Annotated in this window: 20 protein-coding genes and 1 other RNA gene; 13 read left to right on the top strand and 8 right to left on the bottom strand. The window is 63.4% G+C overall.

Annotated elements, in window-relative coordinates; all coding sequences use genetic code 11:
* Positions 1-273 (bottom strand): transposase domain-containing protein (locus BLR75_RS22980; RefSeq protein ID WP_175469380.1); only part of this gene is annotated, 273 nt, incomplete at its 3' end.
* Between the two features lie 115 nt (positions 274-388).
* Positions 389-832, bottom strand: coding sequence for a Z-ring associated ZapG family protein (locus BLR75_RS22975; protein ID WP_084309411.1), 444 nt, complete (start codon positions 830-832; stop codon positions 389-391).
* 139 nt (positions 833-971) lie between these two features.
* Between BLR75_RS22975 and BLR75_RS22970 the strand changes: the two genes are divergently transcribed.
* The 3 genes from BLR75_RS22970 to zapE all read left to right on the top strand — a co-directional run bounded on the left by BLR75_RS22970 (position 972) and on the right by zapE (position 4192).
* Positions 972-1616, top strand: a complete 645-nt coding sequence (locus BLR75_RS22970; protein ID WP_084309412.1) for an alpha/beta hydrolase — start codon at positions 972-974, stop codon at positions 1614-1616.
* A gap of 42 nt (positions 1617-1658) precedes the next feature.
* A complete protein-coding gene (locus BLR75_RS22965) occupies positions 1659-3002 on the top strand; it encodes a tryptophan--tRNA ligase (protein WP_084309413.1) in 1344 nt (447 codons plus the stop codon).
* 95 nt (positions 3003-3097) lie between these two features.
* The gene (gene zapE, locus BLR75_RS22960; protein WP_084309414.1) at positions 3098-4192 is read left to right on the top strand and encodes a cell division protein ZapE; all 1095 of its coding nucleotides are present in this window, start codon (positions 3098-3100) and stop codon (positions 4190-4192) included.
* Positions 4193-4243: 51 nt separating this feature from the next.
* Here the strand turns inward: zapE and BLR75_RS22955 are convergent, their stop codons facing one another.
* Together BLR75_RS22955 and BLR75_RS22950 are read right to left on the bottom strand one after the other, a co-directional pair.
* Entirely contained in the window at positions 4244-5143 is a 900-nt protein-coding gene (locus tag BLR75_RS22955; protein ID WP_169720209.1) for a GlxA family transcriptional regulator, read from the bottom strand.
* A 268-nt stretch (positions 5144-5411) separates the two neighbouring features.
* The gene (locus BLR75_RS22950) at positions 5412-6449 is read right to left on the bottom strand and encodes an NADP(H)-dependent aldo-keto reductase (RefSeq protein ID WP_084309416.1); all 1038 of its coding nucleotides are present in this window, start codon (positions 6447-6449) and stop codon (positions 5412-5414) included.
* A gap of 242 nt (positions 6450-6691) precedes the next feature.
* Here BLR75_RS22950 and rplM point away from each other — a divergent pair, with 242 nt between their 5' ends.
* From rplM to BLR75_RS22915, 7 genes are all read left to right on the top strand, one after another.
* Positions 6692-7120, top strand: coding sequence for a 50S ribosomal protein L13 (gene rplM, locus BLR75_RS22945; RefSeq protein ID WP_084309417.1), 429 nt, complete (start codon positions 6692-6694; stop codon positions 7118-7120).
* A gap of 14 nt (positions 7121-7134) precedes the next feature.
* Positions 7135-7527: a 30S ribosomal protein S9 gene (gene rpsI, locus BLR75_RS22940; protein ID WP_084309418.1), complete on the top strand. Its 393-nt coding sequence runs from the start codon at positions 7135-7137 to the stop codon at positions 7525-7527.
* 250 nt (positions 7528-7777) lie between these two features.
* Entirely contained in the window at positions 7778-8368 is a 591-nt protein-coding gene (gene petA / locus BLR75_RS22935; RefSeq protein ID WP_084309419.1) for a ubiquinol-cytochrome c reductase iron-sulfur subunit, read from the top strand.
* Positions 8368-9579, top strand: a complete 1212-nt coding sequence (locus BLR75_RS22930) for a cytochrome b (protein ID WP_084309420.1) — start codon at positions 8368-8370, stop codon at positions 9577-9579. Before petA ends, BLR75_RS22930 begins: the two co-directional genes overlap by 1 nt.
* Entirely contained in the window at positions 9579-10361 is a 783-nt protein-coding gene (locus BLR75_RS22925) for a cytochrome c1 (RefSeq protein ID WP_084309421.1), read from the top strand. The genes BLR75_RS22930 and BLR75_RS22925 overlap by 1 nt, the downstream gene beginning before the upstream one ends.
* A gap of 83 nt (positions 10362-10444) precedes the next feature.
* On the top strand, positions 10445-11062 hold the full coding sequence (locus BLR75_RS22920) for a glutathione S-transferase N-terminal domain-containing protein (protein ID WP_084309422.1): 618 nt from the start codon (positions 10445-10447) through the stop codon (positions 11060-11062).
* Between the two features lie 11 nt (positions 11063-11073).
* A complete protein-coding gene (locus BLR75_RS22915; RefSeq protein WP_084309423.1) occupies positions 11074-11478 on the top strand; it encodes a ClpXP protease specificity-enhancing factor in 405 nt (134 codons plus the stop codon).
* A gap of 51 nt (positions 11479-11529) precedes the next feature.
* Here BLR75_RS22915 and BLR75_RS22910 read toward each other — a convergent pair whose 3' ends face one another.
* Genes BLR75_RS22910 through BLR75_RS22895 form a run of 4 tightly spaced genes read right to left on the bottom strand, consistent with a single transcriptional unit; the run spans position 11530 to position 14915 of the window.
* Positions 11530-12108 (bottom strand): BON domain-containing protein, encoded by a 579-nt coding sequence (locus BLR75_RS22910; RefSeq protein WP_084309424.1) that lies wholly within the window; start codon positions 12106-12108, stop codon positions 11530-11532.
* Positions 12105-12698, bottom strand: coding sequence for a phosphoheptose isomerase (locus BLR75_RS22905; protein WP_084309425.1), 594 nt, complete (start codon positions 12696-12698; stop codon positions 12105-12107). The genes BLR75_RS22910 and BLR75_RS22905 overlap by 4 nt, the downstream gene beginning before the upstream one ends.
* A gap of 28 nt (positions 12699-12726) precedes the next feature.
* A complete protein-coding gene (locus BLR75_RS22900; RefSeq protein WP_084309426.1) occupies positions 12727-13104 on the bottom strand; it encodes a YraN family protein in 378 nt (125 codons plus the stop codon).
* Entirely contained in the window at positions 13101-14915 is a 1815-nt protein-coding gene (locus BLR75_RS22895) for a penicillin-binding protein activator (RefSeq protein WP_084309768.1), read from the bottom strand. Before BLR75_RS22895 ends, BLR75_RS22900 begins: the two co-directional genes overlap by 4 nt.
* A gap of 125 nt (positions 14916-15040) precedes the next feature.
* Here BLR75_RS22895 and rsmI point away from each other — a divergent pair, with 125 nt between their 5' ends.
* From rsmI to mraZ, 3 genes are all read left to right on the top strand, one after another.
* The gene (gene rsmI / locus BLR75_RS22890) at positions 15041-15889 is read left to right on the top strand and encodes a 16S rRNA (cytidine(1402)-2'-O)-methyltransferase (protein ID WP_169720206.1); all 849 of its coding nucleotides are present in this window, start codon (positions 15041-15043) and stop codon (positions 15887-15889) included.
* A gap of 40 nt (positions 15890-15929) precedes the next feature.
* Positions 15930-16286: RNase P RNA component class A (gene rnpB / locus BLR75_RS22885), an RNA gene on the top strand.
* Between the two features lie 306 nt (positions 16287-16592).
* Complete coding sequence (mraZ, locus tag BLR75_RS22880; protein ID WP_084309428.1) at positions 16593-17048, top strand: division/cell wall cluster transcriptional repressor MraZ; 456 nt, start codon at positions 16593-16595, stop codon at positions 17046-17048.
* Positions 17049-17056 lie beyond the last annotated feature (8 nt).

The raw sequence follows: 17056 nt of genomic DNA, 5'->3' as shown, positions 1-17056 counted from the left end.
ACTTCTCGCCAGCAGGTGGTCGGAAGCCAGGCCCTGGGCGCAGATATTCAGGCGCCTGGCCACTTCATGGACGGGCTCATCGCGGAATAGCGCCATGCCCAGTACCAGCCAGAGCACCTGATCGGCAGGCAGGCGCCGCCGCCGGATGGTGGCCTGCGAGGAAAGGTGCAGCGCGGATTCCACCCACTCGACCGGAATGTTCTGGGTGAAGGTGCTCAGATCGGAGAAGTTGAACAGGTCGCCCAAGTCGAGCAGATGCTGTTGGAAAGACATAAAAAATCCGATGCCAGAAGTCTGGCATCGGATTTTCAGGGAAGGCCCCGCTGAGGCTCAAATGCTTAAGTGAACAGCATTACCGCAATGCGGGGCTTTCGTGGAGAGAAGGACGTCAGTACTTGCCCTTCAGCCCGTAAGCCTCATCCAGGGTGCCCGGAGCGTTCTCCGGCTTCGGCGCGTAGTCCTTCGGCACCTCGTTGTTGGCCGGCGGGGTCAGGCGTTCGCGACGTTCCGGGTAGGCCTCGTCGGCGTGCAGGGCGGCCAGCAGGCGCTGCTTGGTCAGTTCGTCGAGGGCCAGGCGCTGGGCGCCGTCGGACAAGTGTTCCTGGACGTCCTGGTAGCTCTGGGTGAGCTTCTTCACCAGGTTCGCCGTGGTGTTGAAGTGCGTAACCACTTCGCGCTGGTAGGTATCGAAGCGCTCCTGCAAGTCGTCCATCTGGCGTTGCATCTTGTTCGGGGCGGCATTGGGCAGCAGGCGGGCGATGAAGAACCCGACGGCGACCCCGATGATCAGAGTGAGTGCCGGCAGCAACCAGCTGGTGAGGGACTGTTCCACGCGAATCCTTCCTCTATAGACGGCTTTGCTTTACGTTAGCGGCTTGCACCTGTGCTTGTATAGCGTGACGCGTAAAACCGCGTCTGCGCAGGTATTTTGCTAGACGAGACGACCCGCCCCGGGGTCACGGAGATCCTGTTTGACCACTCGTGAAACCGCCCTTTTCATCGACGGCCCCAGCGGCCCGCTGGAGGCGCTGCACCTGGCTGCGCCCGATGCCGCCGGCGTCGCCCTGATCTGCCACCCGCACCCGCTGTTCGCCGGCACCATGCAGAACAAGGTGGTCGCCACCCTGCAGCGCACCGCGCGGGATGCAGGCTACGCCACCCTGCGTTTCAATTTCCGTGGCGTCGGCCAGAGCGCCGGCAGCTACGCCGAAGGGCAGGGCGAGATCGAGGACGCGCTGGCCGCCGCGCGCTGGCTGCGGCAGCAGCACCCCGGCCTGCCATTGACCCTGATGGGCTTTTCCTTCGGCTCCTGCGTGGTCGGCAATGCCGCGGCGCGGCTGGAGGACGAGGACGCCCAGTTGGCCCGTCTGTTCATGCTGGCGCCGCCGGTGGAGCGTTTCGGCGTCGAGCTGCCGGCGCAGTGCCCGCTGACGGTGATCCAGCCGGAAGCCGACGAGGTGGTCACGCCCGAGCGCGTCTACGCCTGGAGCGCCGCCCTGGACAAGCCGCACGAGCTGCTCCGCGTGGCGGACTGCAGCCACTTCTTCCATGGCAAGCTGGTCGAACTGAAGGACCTCCTGCTGCCACGACTCGCCCGCCACGACGCGCCGCGTTAACATCCGGCCCGCTAATTTTCCTGCGCTGAACTCTGGTATCCCATGACGACTCGTATCCTGACCGGCATCACCACCACCGGCACGCCGCACCTCGGCAACTACGCCGGTGCGATCCGCCCGGCGATCATCGCCAGCCGCGATCCCCAGGCCGACTCCTTCTACTTCCTGGCCGACTACCACGCGCTGATCAAGTGCGACGACCCGCTGCGCATCCAGCGCTCGCGCCTGGAAATCGCCGCCACCTGGCTGGCCTGCGGCCTGGATACCGACAAGGCGACCTTCTACCGCCAGTCCGACATTCCCGAGATTCCCGAGCTGACCTGGCTGCTGACCTGCGTGACCGCCAAGGGCCTGCTCAACCGCGCGCACGCCTACAAGGCGTCGGTGGACAAGAACGTCGAGGCCGGCGAAGACCCCGATGCCGGCGTGACCATGGGCCTGTACAGCTACCCGGTGCTGATGGCGGCGGACATCCTGATGTTCAATGCGCACCGGGTGCCGGTCGGCCGCGACCAGATCCAGCACGTGGAAATGGCCCGCGACATCGGCCAGCGCTTCAATCACCTGTTCGGCGCCGGTCGTGAATTCTTCACCCTGCCGGAAGCGGTGATCGAGGAAGAGGTGGCGACGCTGCCGGGTCTCGACGGCCGCAAGATGTCGAAGAGCTACGACAACACCATTCCGCTGTTCGGCAGCGCCAGGCAGCTGAAGGACGCCATTGCGCGGATCATCACCGACTCGCGCGCACCCGGCGAACCGAAGGACCCGGACAATTCGCACCTGTTCACCCTCTACCAGGCGTTCGCCACGCCGGCGCAGGTCGCCGCTTTCCGTACCGAACTGATCGACGGCCTGGCCTGGGGCGAAGCCAAGCAGCGCCTGTTCCAGCTGCTCGACGGCGAACTGGGCGAGGCGCGCGAGCGTTATCACGCGCTGATCGAGCGCCCGGCGGACCTGGAGGACATCCTCCTGGCCGGCGCCGCCAAGGCGCGCCGCATCGCCACGCCGTTCCTCGGCGAGCTGCGCGAAGCGGTCGGCCTGCGCTCCTTCCGCAGCGAAGTGCAGGTCGCCGCGAGCGGCAAGAAAAAGGCCGCGAAGAGCGCCCGTCTGGTCAGCTTCCGCGATGACGAGGGCTTCCGCTTCCGCCTGCTGGATGCCGCCGGCGAGCAACTGCTGCTGTCGAAGGCGTTCGCCGACGGCAAGGCGGCCGGCCAGGTCAGCAAGCGCCTGCAGTCCGGCGAGGCGCTGGACCTGCGCAGCGAAGGCGACGCCTTCAGTCTGTGCCTGGATGGCGAGGTGGTGGCGAGCAGCCCGGCCTTCGCCGATGCCGCTGCACGCGATGCCGCCATCGAGCGCGTGCGCGAGGCACTGGCACCGCAGGAGTAAGACGGCGCAAGGCCATCCTCGACGGATGGCCGATTGCCAAGAAGCGGGGCCGTCGCTAAAGTGTCGGCCCCGTTTTCGTTGCCTTGCTACCGATCATGACGCCTCTTCAGCGCTACCAGGAAGACCTCAAACGTCCCGATTTCTTCCACGATGCTGCACAGGCCAATGCAGTGAGACACCTGCAGCGCCTGTACGACGACCTGCTGGCGGCCGACCAGGCCAGACCCGGGCTGTTCGGCAAGCTGCTCGGCAAGAAATCCCAGGGCCCGGTCAAGGGCCTGTATTTCTGGGGCGGCGTCGGCCGCGGCAAGACCTACCTGGTCGACACTTTCTTCGAAGCGCTGCCGTTCAAGCAGAAGATGCGCACGCACTTCCACCGCTTCATGAAGCGCGTGCACGAGGAAATGAAGACCCTCAAGGGCGAGAAGAACCCGCTGACCATCATCGGCAAGCGCTTCGCCGACGAGGCCCGGGTGATCTGCTTCGACGAGTTCTTCGTTTCCGACATCACCGACGCCATGATCCTCGCGACCCTGCTCGAGGAGCTGTTCAAGAACGGCGTGAGCCTGGTGGCGACCTCCAACATCGTCCCGGACGGTCTGTACAAGGACGGACTGCAGCGCGCCCGCTTCCTGCCGGCGATCGCCCTGCTCAAGGAGCATACCGAGGTGGTCAACGTCGACAGTGGTGTGGATTACCGCCTGCGCGCCCTGGAGCAGGCCGAGCTGTACCACTGGCCGCTCGACGCGGATGCCGATCAGAGCCTGCGCAAGAGCTTCGGCAGCCTGCTGCCCGACTGCACCCAGGCGGTGGAAGGCGAGGCGCTGATGATCGAGAACCGCGAGATCCGCTCCGTGCGCGTCTGCGAGGACGTCGCCTGGTTCGAATTCCGCGAGCTGTGCGACGGTCCGCGCAGCCAGAACGACTACATCGAGCTGGCGAAGATCTTCCACGCGGTGCTGCTCTCCAACGTCGAGCAGATGGGCGTGACCAAGGACGACATGGCGCGACGCTTCATCAACCTGGTGGACGAGTTCTACGACCGCAACGTCAAGCTGATCATTTCCGCCGAGGTCGAGCTGAAGGACCTGTACACCGGCGGGCGCCTGGAGTTCGAATTCCAGCGCACCCTCAGCCGCCTGCTGGAAATGCAGTCCCACGAGTACCTGTCCCGGCCGCACCGTCCGTAGGGCGAGCGAGCAATGCGAAAAGGGCTGCCCGAGGGGTGGCCCTTTTTCGTTTCAGCCATCCTTCTGCAGCGACTGCCGCCGGTAGTGGTGCGGCGACAGGCTGGTGTGCTGGCGGAACAGGCGGGCGAAGAAGCTGGCGTCGTCGTAGCCCACTTCGTAGCTGATCGTCTTGATGCTCTTGCGCGTGGTGGTGAGCAGGTTGCGCGCGGTCTCGATGCGCAGGCGCTGCAGGTAGTGCAGCGGCTTGTCGCCGGTCGCCGCCTGGAAGCGCCGCATGAAGTTGCGGATGCTCATGCCGTGGTCGCGGGCGACGTCCTCGAAGCGGAACTTGTCCGCATAGTGCTCCTCCAGCCATTGCTGGACCTGGAGGATGACCGGGTCGTGGTGCAGCTTCTGGCCGCCGAAGCCCAGGCGGCCGGGCGTATAGCTGCGCTGCACTTCGTGGAGGATGTCCCGCGCCACGCCCTGGGCGACGTGGATGCCGCAGAAGCCTTCGATCACGTGGATGTACACGTCGCGGGCCGAGGTGTTGGCGCTGGCGGTATAGATGTTGTCCGCGTCGGTGATGTGCTTTTCCTGGTTGAGCAGGATCTGCGGGTAGCGCTCGGCGAACTCGCGGAAGAAGCGCCAGTAGGTGGTCGCTTCCTTGCCGTCGAGCAGGCCCGCCTGGGCCAGCCAGAAGACGCCGGTGGCCTCGCCGCACAGCACGCTGCCCTTGGCGTGGCGTTCGCGCAGCCAGGGCAATACCTGGGGATGGCTGCCCAGCAGCGCGTCGAAGTCTCCCCAGAACGACGGCAGGATCACGATGTCCGGCTCGTCGAGCGGGCCGTCCACCGGCAGGCGGTCGCCGCTGAAGCTGGTCACCGGCTCACCGTCGGGGCTGACGATGCGGGTCTGGAAGCCGGGCATGATGCCGAGCCCTTGCTGCTTGCCGTAGCGCAGGCTGGCCATGTGGAAGAAATCCCGGGCCTGCATCAGGGTAGAGGCGAAGACTCCGTTGGTCGCGAGGATGCTGACGTTCTGCAGCTTCCTGGGCGCTTGGCTGTGCATCATTTTTTCTTGTGCTTCTGCGGATGACGGAATTGACGCTTAAGAGGACATCTGGTGGCGGAATCGTCTTACCAATTGGCGATGCTGTCCAGTAAGCGTACGTAACCGTCGCTGCGTTTCCCGGCCAGGCGCACGCCCTCGCCCGGAAACGGGCGAGGGCCGTGGTAGGTCAGGGGGCAGGGTTGGGCTGGTCCTTGTGGATGGCTTCGATTCCGGCCAGCACTTCGTCGCTCAGTTGCAGTTCGAAGCTGGCGAGGTTCGCTTCCAGCTGTTCCAGCGAGGTGGCGCCGATGATGTTGCTGGTGACGAACGGCTGCCGGGTGACGAAGGCGAGGGCCATCTGCGCCGGGTCCAGTCCGTGTTCGCGAGCGAGGGCCACGTAGCGCGAGCAGGCCCGCTGGCTCTGCGGGTTGGTGTAGCGGGTGAAGCGGCTGAACAGGGTGATCCGGGCGTTCGCCGGGCGCGCGCCGTTCTCGTACTTGCCGGAAAGCATGCCGAAGGCCATCGGCGAATAGGCGAGCAGGCCGCAGCGCTCGCGGATGGCGATTTCCGCCAGGCCCACTTCGAAGCTGCGGTTGAGCAGGTTGTACGGGTTCTGGATCGATACCGCGCGCGGCCAGCCGCGCGACTCGGCGAGCTGGAGGAATTTCATGGTGCCCCAGGGCGTCTCGTTGGACAGGCCGATGTGGCGGATCTTGCCGGCGCGTACCTGTTCGTCCAGCGCTTCCAGGGTTTCCTCCAGCGGGGTGAAGTCCTGTTCGCGGTGCTGGTATCCCAGTTGGCCGAAGAAGTTGGTGCTGCGCTCCGGCCAGTGCAACTGGTAGAGGTCGATCCGGTCGGTCTGCAGCCGCTTCAGGCTGGCGTCGAGGGCGGCGACGATGTGCTGGCGGTTGTGCTTCAACTGGCCGTCGCGGATATGGCTGATGCCGTTGCCGGGGCCGGCGATCTTGCTGGCGAGGATCCAGTCGTCGCGATCGCCGTGCTTGCGGAACCAGTTGCCGATGATCTGTTCGGTGCGCGAATAGGTTTCCGCGCGGGGCGGTACCGGGTACATCTCGGCGGTGTCGATGAAGTTGATGCCGGCTGCCCTGGCGCGTTCGATCTGCGCGAAGGCTTCCGCCTCGCTGTTCTGTTCGCCCCAGGTCATGGTTCCCAGGCAGAGCGCACTCACCTTGATGTCGGTCTGGCCGAGCGGACGGTATTGCATGCAAAGCTCCTTGAATTGATTGCGAGTCGAGGTTGTAAATTCTGGCGAAATCGGCATAATTCCGCAGCCTTTCATCGGCGGGGGATGCCTAGCCTGCCGATCGATACATCTAGTCGTTACGGACGCACACTGACCCGAGCCCCAAATCGTGTCTGTTTCAGGCTGTCCTTGACTTGTCAAGGCAACCACTGTCCAGTAAGATTCGCCGTCTTATTTTCAGGCGGCCCCTGAGGCTATAACGAATGAAAACTTTTACCGCGAAACCAGAAACTGTTAAGCGCGACTGGTTCGTTGTCGACGCTGCTGGCCTGACCCTGGGTCGTCTGGCTACCGAGATCGCTCGCCGTCTGCGTGGCAAGCACAAGCCGGAATACACCCCGCACGTTGATACCGGCGACTACATCGTCGTCATCAACGCCGAGCAGGTTCGTGTCACTGGCGCCAAAGCCACCGACAAGATGTACTACCATCACTCGGGCTTCCCGGGCGGTATCAAGTCGATCAACTTCGAGAAGCTGATCGCCAAGGCTCCTGAGCGTGTAATCGAGACTGCCGTCAAAGGCATGCTGCCGAAGAACCCGCTGGGCCGCGACATGTACCGCAAGCTGAAAGTGTACAAGGGTGCCAGCCACCCGCACACCGCTCAGCAGCCTCAAGAACTGAAGATTTAACGGGATAGCTCATCATGTCGGCGACTCAAAATTACGGCACTGGCCGTCGTAAGACCGCTACCGCTCGCGTCTTCCTGCGTCCGGGTACTGGCAAGATCTCCATCAACAACCGCAGCCTCGACCAGTTCTTCGGTCGCGAAACCGCTCGCATGGTTGTTCGTCAGCCGCTCGAACTGACCGAAATGGTCGAGAAGTTCGACGTCTACGTCACCGTCGTCGGTGGCGGCGTCAGCGGCCAGGCCGGTGCGATCCGTCACGGTATCACCCGTGCCCTGATCTCCTACGACGAAACCCTGCGCAGCCCGCTGCGCAAGGCCGGCTACGTCACTCGCGATGCTCGCGAAGTCGAACGTAAGAAAGTCGGTCTGCGTAAGGCGCGTAAGCGTCCGCAGTACTCCAAGCGTTAATCCGACGCTTCGAAAAGAACGCCCAGTTCCTTCCGGACTGGGCGTTTTTTTATGTGCGAAGTTTATTCGTGCGGCAAGGTGTCGCAGTGAGCGGAGCCCCGTCCGACAAGGGTTCCAGCACTTTTGTATCGGCTTATTGCCTTGTCAGCACTGGGGCTTTTCTTTACCATTTGGCGAATTTTTTGCGCGGCTTGAATATTTACTTAAAAGCCTGACTTGAACAGGCTTGAAGCTGATGGGAGACGACTGAATGAGTAATGACGGCGTGAATGCAGGCCGGCGTCGCTTCCTCGTCGCGGCCACTTCTGTGGTCGGCGCGGCGGGAGCGGTCGGTGCTGCGGTTCCGTTCGTGGGGTCATGGTTCCCCAGTGCCAAGGCGAAGGCAGCTGGCGCGCCGGTGAAGGTGAACGTAGGCAAGATCGAGCCGGGCCAGCAAGTCGTGGCCGAATGGCGCGGCAAGCCGGTGTTCCTGGTGCATCGCACCAAGGAAATGCTGGATGCGCTGCCTTCCCTCGAAGGCCTGCTGGCCGACCCGGAGTCGAAAGCCTCCGACCAGCCGGCCTACGTCGATCCCAAGCTGCGCTCGATCAAGCCTGAACTGGCCGTTATCGTCGGTATCTGCACCCACCTGGGCTGCTCGCCGACCTTCCGCCCGGAAGTCGCTCCTGCCGACCTCGGTCCGGACTGGAAGGGCGGTTACTTCTGCCCGTGCCACGGTTCTCACTACGACCTGGCCGGCCGCGTCTACAAGGGCCAGCCTGCCCCGATGAACCTGCCGATTCCGCCCTATGCGCTCGATGGTGATGTGCTGACCATCGGTGTGGACCAGGAGAAAGCCTGATGAGCAAATTCATGGCTTGGGTCGATGCCCGCTTCCCCGCGACCAAGATGTGGGAAGACCATCTGAGCAAGTACTACGCCCCGAAGAACTTCAACTTCTGGTATTTCTTCGGCTCCCTGGCGCTGCTCGTCCTGGTGAACCAGATCCTTACCGGTATCTGGCTGACCATGAGCTTCACCCCGTCGGCGGAAGAGGCGTTCGCCTCCGTCGAATACATCATGCGTGATGTGGATTACGGCTGGATCATCCGCTACATGCACTCCACCGGTGCATCGGCGTTCTTCGTCGTGGTCTACCTGCACATGTTCCGCGGTCTGATGTACGGCTCGTACCAGAAACCGCGCGAGCTGGTGTGGATCTTCGGCATGCTGATCTACCTCGCGCTGATGGCCGAGGCCTTCATGGGCTACCTGCTGCCGTGGGGCCAGATGTCCTACTGGGGTGCCCAGGTGATCATCTCGCTGTTCGGCGCCATTCCGGTCGTTGGCGAAGACCTGGCCCAGTGGATCCGTGGTGACTTCCTGATCTCCGGTATCACCCTGAACCGCTTCTTCGCCCTGCACGTGATCGCCCTGCCGATCGTCCTGCTCGGCCTGGTCGTGCTGCACATCCTGGCGCTGCACGAAGTCGGCTCGAACAACCCGGACGGCGTGGACATCAAGAAGAAGAAGGACGAGAACGGCGTTCCGCTGGATGGCATCGCCTTCCACCCGTACTACACCGTCAAGGACATCGTCGGCGTGGTGGTGTTCCTGTTCATCTTCTGCACCGTGATCTTCTTCTTCCCGGAAATGGGCGGCTACTTCCTCGAGAAGCCGAACTTCGAAGTCGCGAACCAGTTCAAGACTCCCGAGCACATCGCTCCGGTTTGGTACTTCACCCCGTTCTACGCCATCCTGCGTGCCGTTCCGGACAAGCTGATGGGCGTTATCGCGATGGGTGCCGCCATTGCCGTGCTGTTCGTGCTGCCGTGGCTGGATCGCAGCCCGGTCCGCTCGATCCGCTACAAGGGCTGGCTGAGCAAGATCTGGCTGGTGATCTTCGCGGTGTCCTTCGTGATTCTCGGCTACTACGGCTCCCAGGCTCCGTCGCCGCTGGGCACCACGCTGTCCCGTCTGTGCACCATTCTGTATTTCGCCTTCTTCATCCTGATGCCGTTCTACACCCGGATGGAGAAGACCAAACCGGTTCCGGAAAGGGTGACTGGCTGATGAAAAAGCAATTCGCTGCATTGATTCTGGCTCTGATGCCCGTTTTCGGCTTCGCTGCCGGTGGCCATGGCGTAGCCCTGGATCACGTCGACATCGACCTGAACGACAAGGCTGCCATGCAGGATGGCGCGCGCACCTTCGCCAACTACTGCATGGGCTGCCATAGCGCCAAGTTCCAGCGCTACGAGCGCGTGGCGCGCGATCTGGGCATTCCGGAAGAGCTGATGATGAACAACCTGGTGCTCACCGGCGCCAAGATCGGTGATCACATGGATATCGGCATGAAACCCGCCGATGCCAAGGTATGGTTCGGCGCCGCTCCGCCGGATCTGACCCTGGTTGCCCGTGTTCGCGGCACCAACTGGCTCTACACCTACCTGCGCTCCTTCTATGAGGATTCCAAGCGTCCGTGGGGTGTGAACAACACGGTGTTCCCGAACGTCGGCATGCCGAACGTCCTGGGAAGCCTCCAGGGCCGCCAGGTCATCGGTTGCAAGCAGGTCCAGATCGTCGAAGACGGCAAGAAGCAGTTCGACCCGCTGACCGGTACTCCGCTGACTCACGAAGCCTGCGATCAGCTGACCGTGATTCCGAAGACCGGTACGCTGACCGAAGCGCAGTTCGACGAGACGGTGAAGAACCTGGTGACCTTCCTGGCTTATTCGGCTGACCCGAACAAGCTCGAGGCTCATCGCATCGGCACCTACGTTCTGCTCTATCTGGCTTTCCTCTTCGTATTCGCCTATCTGCTGAAGCGTGAATACTGGAAGGACGTGCACTAAGCACCGCCAGCCTCGAAGCGCGCGCCCTACGGGGCGCGCGCGTCTTTCTACCTCCCACAAGTCGATTTGCGAGGAGGCGCGGCATGGCCGTAGTCAACAAGCTAACCTGTTATTCCGACCCCGCCGACCACTATAGCCACCGCGTTCGTCTGGTCCTGGCAGAAAAGAGCGTCAGCGCCGAAATCATCGACGTCGAGGCTGGTCATTGCCCACCCAGGCTGGCTGAGGTCAATCCCTACGGCAGTGTTCCTACCCTGGTCGATCGTGATCTGGCTCTCTACGAGTCCACCGTGGTGATGGAGTACCTGGAGGAACGCTATCCGCATCCGCCCCTGCTGCCGGTCTACCCGGTGGCGCGAGCGAACAGCCGCCTGCTGATACATCGCATTCAGCGCGACTGGTGCATGCTGGTCGACCGTATCCTCGACGCTCGTCAGAAGGATGCGGAGCGAGCCTTGGCGCGGAAGGAGCTGCGTGAGAGTCTGACAGGGGTGTCGCCGCTCTTTGCGGAGAAGCCCTATTTCCTCAGCGAGGAGATGAGCCTGGTGGATTGCTGCCTGTTGCCGATCCTCTGGCGTCTGCCGGTTCTGGGTATCGAATTGCCGCGGCAGGCGAAACCCTTGCTCGATTACATGGAGAAGCAGTTCGCCCGTGAAACTTTCCGGGCAAGCCTGTCCTCCATTGAACGTGATATGCGCTAAGGAGCCTGATGATGAACTCCAGTCGTCCCTATCTCGTCCGGGCCCTCTATGAGTGGATCGTGGACAACGGCTGCACTCCGCATATCCTGGTCAATGCCGATTATCCGGGGGTCAAGGTTCCGCCAGGGTACGCCAGCGACGGCCAGATCGTGCTGAACGTGTCGCCGACCGCGGTCCGTCATCTGCAGATGGATAACGAGGCCGTCAGCTTCGAAGGGCGTTTCGGTGGCGTGGCGCAGCGCCTGTACATTCCATCGCCGGCGGTCATGGCGGTGTACGCGCGGGAGAACGGCCAGGGCATGGTCTTCGATCTGGAGCCGCCGGTTCCGAGCGATGACGAGGAGATGCTGGATGATGGGCCGTCCGACGAGCCGCCGCGCCCGAGTGGCCGGCCAAGCCTGAAGGTGGTCAAGTAATGAAAAAAGGCGATCCATGGATCGCCTTTTTCATGTCCGCCGCAGTACTCGTCAGTCGATGTATTCGAACAGCCTGACGATCTTCTGTACGCCGTCGACTCCCTGCACTACCTGGGTAGCCAGGTCGCCTTCCTTGCGGGTCACCAGGCCGAGCATGTAGACGATGCCGTTCTCGGTGACGACCTTGATGCGCGACGAGGGGACATTCGCGTCGCCCAGCATCTGCGTCTTGATCTTGGTGGTCAGCCAGGTGTCGTGATTGCGCGCCAGCAGGGACGAGGGCGGCAGGATCTGCAGCTCGTTGTGCACGGTCTTGACCTTCTGCACCGAGCGGGCGGCCTGTTCCGCCTTGCTCTTCAGGTCCGCCCGCGGGGTCTGGCCGGCCAGCAGGACCACGCCGTTGTAGCTGACCACTACGACGTGGGAGTTGCGGTCCAGGTCGGCGTCGGCCTTGGCGACATTCACGCCGACCTTGGTTTCGATCAGCGAGTCGTCGATCTTGCTGCCGATGGTGCGGGTGCCGCGATCATCGCTGATGGGTTTGTCGCGAGTTGCGCTGAGGAAGCTGCTGCAACCGCCCAGGGCAAGACTCAGGGCGATCGTGACAGCGAGCAGCGGAGTACGGGTCATTCTTCACTCCCGAACAGTTGACGGTCGATGAGGTCGCACAGGCAGTGGATCACCAGCAGGTGCACTTCCTGGATGCGCGCGGTGATCTTGGCCGGCACGCGGATCTCGACGTCTTCCGGCAGCAGCAGCGAGGCCATGCCGCCGCCGTCGCGGCCGGTCAGGGCGACCACCTGCATCTCGCGGTCATGGGCGGCCTGGATGGCCTGGATGACGTTGGCCGAGTTGCCGCTGGTGGAGATGGCCAGCAGTACGTCGCCGGGCTGGCCGAGGGCGCGGATCTGCTTGGAGAAGACTTCGTTGTAGCTGTAGTCGTTGGCGATCGAGGTGATGGTCGAGCTGTCGGTGGTCAGTGCGACGGCCGGCAGGCTCGGGCGCTCGCGTTCGAAGCGGTTCAGCAGCTCGGAGGAGAAGTGCTGGGCGTCGCCGGCGGAGCCGCCGTTGCCGCAGGACAGAATCTTGCCTTCGTTGAGCAGGGCGTTGACCATCACCATGCTGGCTTGCTCGATATGCGGAATCAGCACCTCGGTTGCCTGCTGCTTGGTCTCGATGCTGGCATGGAAGAGCTGGCGGATACGGGATTGCATGTCCATCAGGTGTGACCTTTCGTCGGGCGTCTGATCAGGTGTCAAAGGCGTTGGGGATCCAGTTCAGTTGCGCTGGTGAATTGCCGCCATCGGTCATGGCTACGACGTCGAAGCGGCACGGATGCCGGGCCCAGCGGGGTTCCTGTTGCAGAAAGTGTTCGGCGGAAGCGATGAGGCGCTGGCGTTTGCGCGCATCCACGCTTTCCAGTGCGCCGCCCCAGGCCAGGTGCCGGCGGGAGCGAACTTCGACGAATACTACTGTATCGCCGTCCAGCATGACCAGATCAAGCTCGCCGCGCCGGCACAGCCAGTTCTGCGCGAGCAGGCGCAATCCGTGCTTTTCCAGATGGGCACGCGCCTGGGCTTCGGCGGCGTGCCCCTTGCTCCGGGTGCTGGGCTGGCGGTCGCTCAAATGCCACTGTTCTCCAGCGGATAGGCCTCGCCGTTGCGGAACTCCGCCCACGGCAGCCGGCGCTCGATGCGTTGGCTCGGGTTGAGGCTCAGCGTTCCGCTCAGGCCGTCGAGCTGCATGGTCGGCACGGCCTTCAGCTCGGGCAGTCGCGGTGCGAGGCGATAGGCATCGGCGCCCATGGCGTACAGGCGGCCCAGGCTGCCTGCGGCCTGTGGCCATTGCGCGGTGACCTGCTGGCGCAGCGAGTTGTTCGGCTGCAGCAGCCATGGGGTTTCGCAGAAGCGGATGCCGTTCAGGTCCTGGTCCTGCGCGGGATTGCTGACCCCGGTATACAGGTTCGAGGTGGCGTACACCGGCAGGTCGCCCGCGTACTGGAAAGCCAGGGTGGGCTTGATCTGGCGGGCCTGCTGGGGCGTCGCGGCGAGGAAGATGAAGTCGATGTCCTGGCGGCGCGACGGCTGGGTGTCCACGCTGCTGCCGAGCACGCCTTCGAGGCGCTTGGCGCGGGTTTCGCTCTGGCGCAGCTGGAGCAGGTCGGCGATCTGCTGGGCCAGTTGGACCGGCTGGTCGACGTGCTCGGCGGCGATCAGGGTGCCGCCATTGGCCTGCCAACTGCGGCTGAAGGATGCCAGCACGCGGTCACCCCACTCGCCGCGCGGCACCAGTGCGACGGCGCGGCGCATGCCGTCTTTCCAGGCGCGGTTGGCAACCTCGCGAGCTTCGTCCTCGGCGGAAAGGCCGAACTGGAACAGTTGGGCGGGGGATTCCTGGCCGCTGTCGGCGTAGTTCAGGGCCAGCGTGGTGATCGGCAACTGCTGGCGGGTGCTGAGCTGCTTGACCAGCGGCTTCTCCAGCGGGCCGACCACCAGTTGCGCGCCGTCGGTCTGCGCCTGGCGGTAGAAGTCGTCCATCGAGCGCACCTGGGTGCTGTCGTAGATCCTGATGGACGGCTGCGGCTGACCGCTGCGCTGCGCCTGATAGTGGGCGGCGAGGAAGCCGTCCTGCAGGGCGCGTGCGACATTGGCGAGCTGGCCCTGCTGGGGCAGCAGCAGGGCGATCCTGTTCAGCGGCTGGCTGGCCAGGGATTTGAGTTTTTCCAGCGGTTCCGGAAGCCGCTTGGCCGCCGGATGGTCAGGATGCTGGCTGCGCCAGGTTTCGATGTTCGCCTGCTGTTCGGCCAGGGTCGAGGACGTCTTGGTGATGCGGGCCAGTTCCAGCCAGCCATCCAGGTCGCCCTCGCTGCCGCTGCCTTGTAGCTGTTCGACGGGCAGGCGGGAGACCAGCGTCCAGATTTCCTCGTGGTTCTTTGCGGTTGCTTCGGCATTCAGCAGCGGGTCGACGAATACGCGCTCGCGGGCGGCTGCCAGGATTTGTCCGTCGGCGGCCAGCGCCTGGGACTTGATCAGGCCGCTGCGTGCCTGCTGTTCGACGGGAAGCTCGCCGAGCCGTTCGAAGCTGGGGTGCTGCAGGGCCTGCAACGCAGCCTTCGGCTTGTTGCGGGCCAGGGCCAGTTGCGCCTGCAGGGTGCTGGAGAAGATCTGCTGGGCGGGTTTCAGGCTATCCAGCGGGACCTGTTCGAGAATCTGCGCCGAACGGGCGAAATCCTTCTGCTGATAGGCCAGGTCCGCCGCAGAAAGGCGGAGCAGCACGGCTTCTTCCGGCTTGGCGGTGGAAGCCTGCTGGAGAAGCTGTTCGATGCTGGCGTCCGGCGTGCGCGGCAGGTCGCCGAGATTGGACGAGGGCGAACTGGCGCAGGCGGCAAGCAGGCCGGCCAGGAAAAGAGCGGGAAGCGGACGCAGGCGAGCGATCATGTCGGGCATCTCGTGGCGCATTCAAAGAGTCGGCAATTGTATCCAAGCAATCTCCGTGCGGCGATGGTGAGGCTGCGAAACCGGCTACAATGCGCGATCGATTCAAAGTCTTGCGAGGTTGCAGCGTGTCGTTCGGCACTCTTTTCGTGGTCGCCACACCTATCGGCAATCTGGATGACATCAGTGCGAGGGCGCTCAAGGTGCTGCGCGAAGTGGCGCTCATCGCGGCCGAGGACACGCGGCACTCCATCAGGCTGCTGCAACATTTCGGGATAGGAACGCCGCTGGAGCCCTGTCACGAACACAACGAACGGGAGCAGGGCGGGCGCTTCCTCGCCCGGCTGCTGGCGGGCGAGGATGTCGCGCTGATTTCCGATGCCGGCACGCCGCTGATTTCCGATCCGGGCTATCACCTGGTGCGCCAGGCGCGCGCGGCCGGCGTCGCGGTGGTTCCGGTGCCCGGTGCCTGCGCCCTGATCGCGGCGCTGTCGGCGGCGGGGCTGCCGTCCGATCGCTTCATCTTCGAGGGCTTTCTGCCGGCGAAGACGGTGGGGCGGCGGGCACGGCTGGAAGCCTTGCGGGATGAGCCGCGGACCATGATCTTCTACGAGGCGCCGCATCGGCTGCTGGAATGCCTGGACGACATGGTCGCGGCCTTCGGCGGCGAACGTCCGGCCCTGCTCGCGCGGGAACTGACCAAGACCTTCGAGACGCTGAAAGGGCTGCCGGTCGGCGAATTGCGTGACTGGGTCGCGGCGGACAGCAACCAGCAGCGCGGCGAGTGCGTGATCCTGGTGGGTGGCTGGCAGGCCCCCACGGGCGACGCTGCGGTGAATGCCGAGGCCCTGCGCGTGCTCGATCTTCTTCTCGCCGAACTGCCTTTGAAGCGTGCCGCGGCGCTGGCCGCCGAGATCACGGGAGTGCGCAAGAACCTGCTCTACCAGGTCGCACTTGAGCGCCAGGATAAGTCCTGACCTTGTCCTTCGGGCCATCAGTCGCTAACCTTTGCGCCGGAGAGTCGATTGGACAGTCGCTGTTTCATGACGTTCCGTCATGGGATGGAGGAAAGTCCGGGCTCCACAGGGCAGAGTGCCAGGTAACGCCTGGGAGGCGCGAGCCTACGGAAAGTGCCACAGAAAATAACCGCCTAAGCGCAACAGCGCCGGTAAGGGTGAAAAGGTGCGGTAAGAGCGCACCGCACGGCTGGCAACAGTTCGTGGCTAGGTAAACCCCACTCGGAGCAAGACCAAATAGGAATCCATTGGCGCGGCCCGCGCTGGATTCGGGTAGGTCGCTTGAGGCGTGCAGTGATGTACGTCCCAGAGGAATGGCTGTCCTCGACAGAACCCGGCTTATAGATCGACTCTCCCCGATTTCTCCCACTTCGCTCCACCACGACCATTTGTCGCTCGTTGGGAAAGCGAAGAAACTTAATAAATTGCTTTAAGTAAAAAGCCCAGTGTTTTGAAAACACTGGGCTTTTGTCATTTCTAATGCCTGCAAAGGCATTTCCGCGCGTTGAAAAAGCACGCTAAATCTCGGCCACATAAGGATTTTTCCGATTGGGCTCGCCTTGACGGTGGGGACCGCGCATTTCTATAGTGTGCGGGAGTGGTAGGAAGTGGGTAAAAGTGGGATCAACAGGCAGGGAAAGCCAACCACAGGGGAAACGCTGACGTGTTTCGCGGAGCCAACGCCATCAGTCTCGACGCCAAGGGACGACTCGCGATGCCCAGCCGGTATCGTGACGAGCTCATGTCGCGTTGTGGCGGCCAGCTCATCGTGACCATCGATGCCGTGGATACCTGCCTGACCGTCTACCCCCTCCCTGAATGGGAAATCATCGAAGCCAAGCTGCGCGAGCTGCCCTCCCTGCGCGAGGAAACCCGCCGTCTGCAGCGTCTGTTGATCGGCAATGCAGTAGATCTGGAACTGGATGGCAGCGGACGTTTCCTCGTTCCGCCGCGTCTGCGCGACTACGCCGGCCTGGACAGGAAGGCGATGCTGGTCGGCCAGCTGAACAAGTTCCAGTTGTGGGACGAAGACAAGTGGAATGCGGTTGCCGAGGCCGACCTGGCAGCCATCAAACAACCCGGCGGCCTGCCGGATGAATTACGCGACCTGATTTTGTGAGCCTGCCT

Origin of the sequence: Pseudomonas jinjuensis (assembly GCF_900103845.1) — a bacterium.
Taxonomy (GTDB): domain Bacteria; phylum Pseudomonadota; class Gammaproteobacteria; order Pseudomonadales; family Pseudomonadaceae; genus Pseudomonas; species Pseudomonas jinjuensis.
This window is presented reverse-complemented; position numbering and strand designations above follow the sequence as displayed.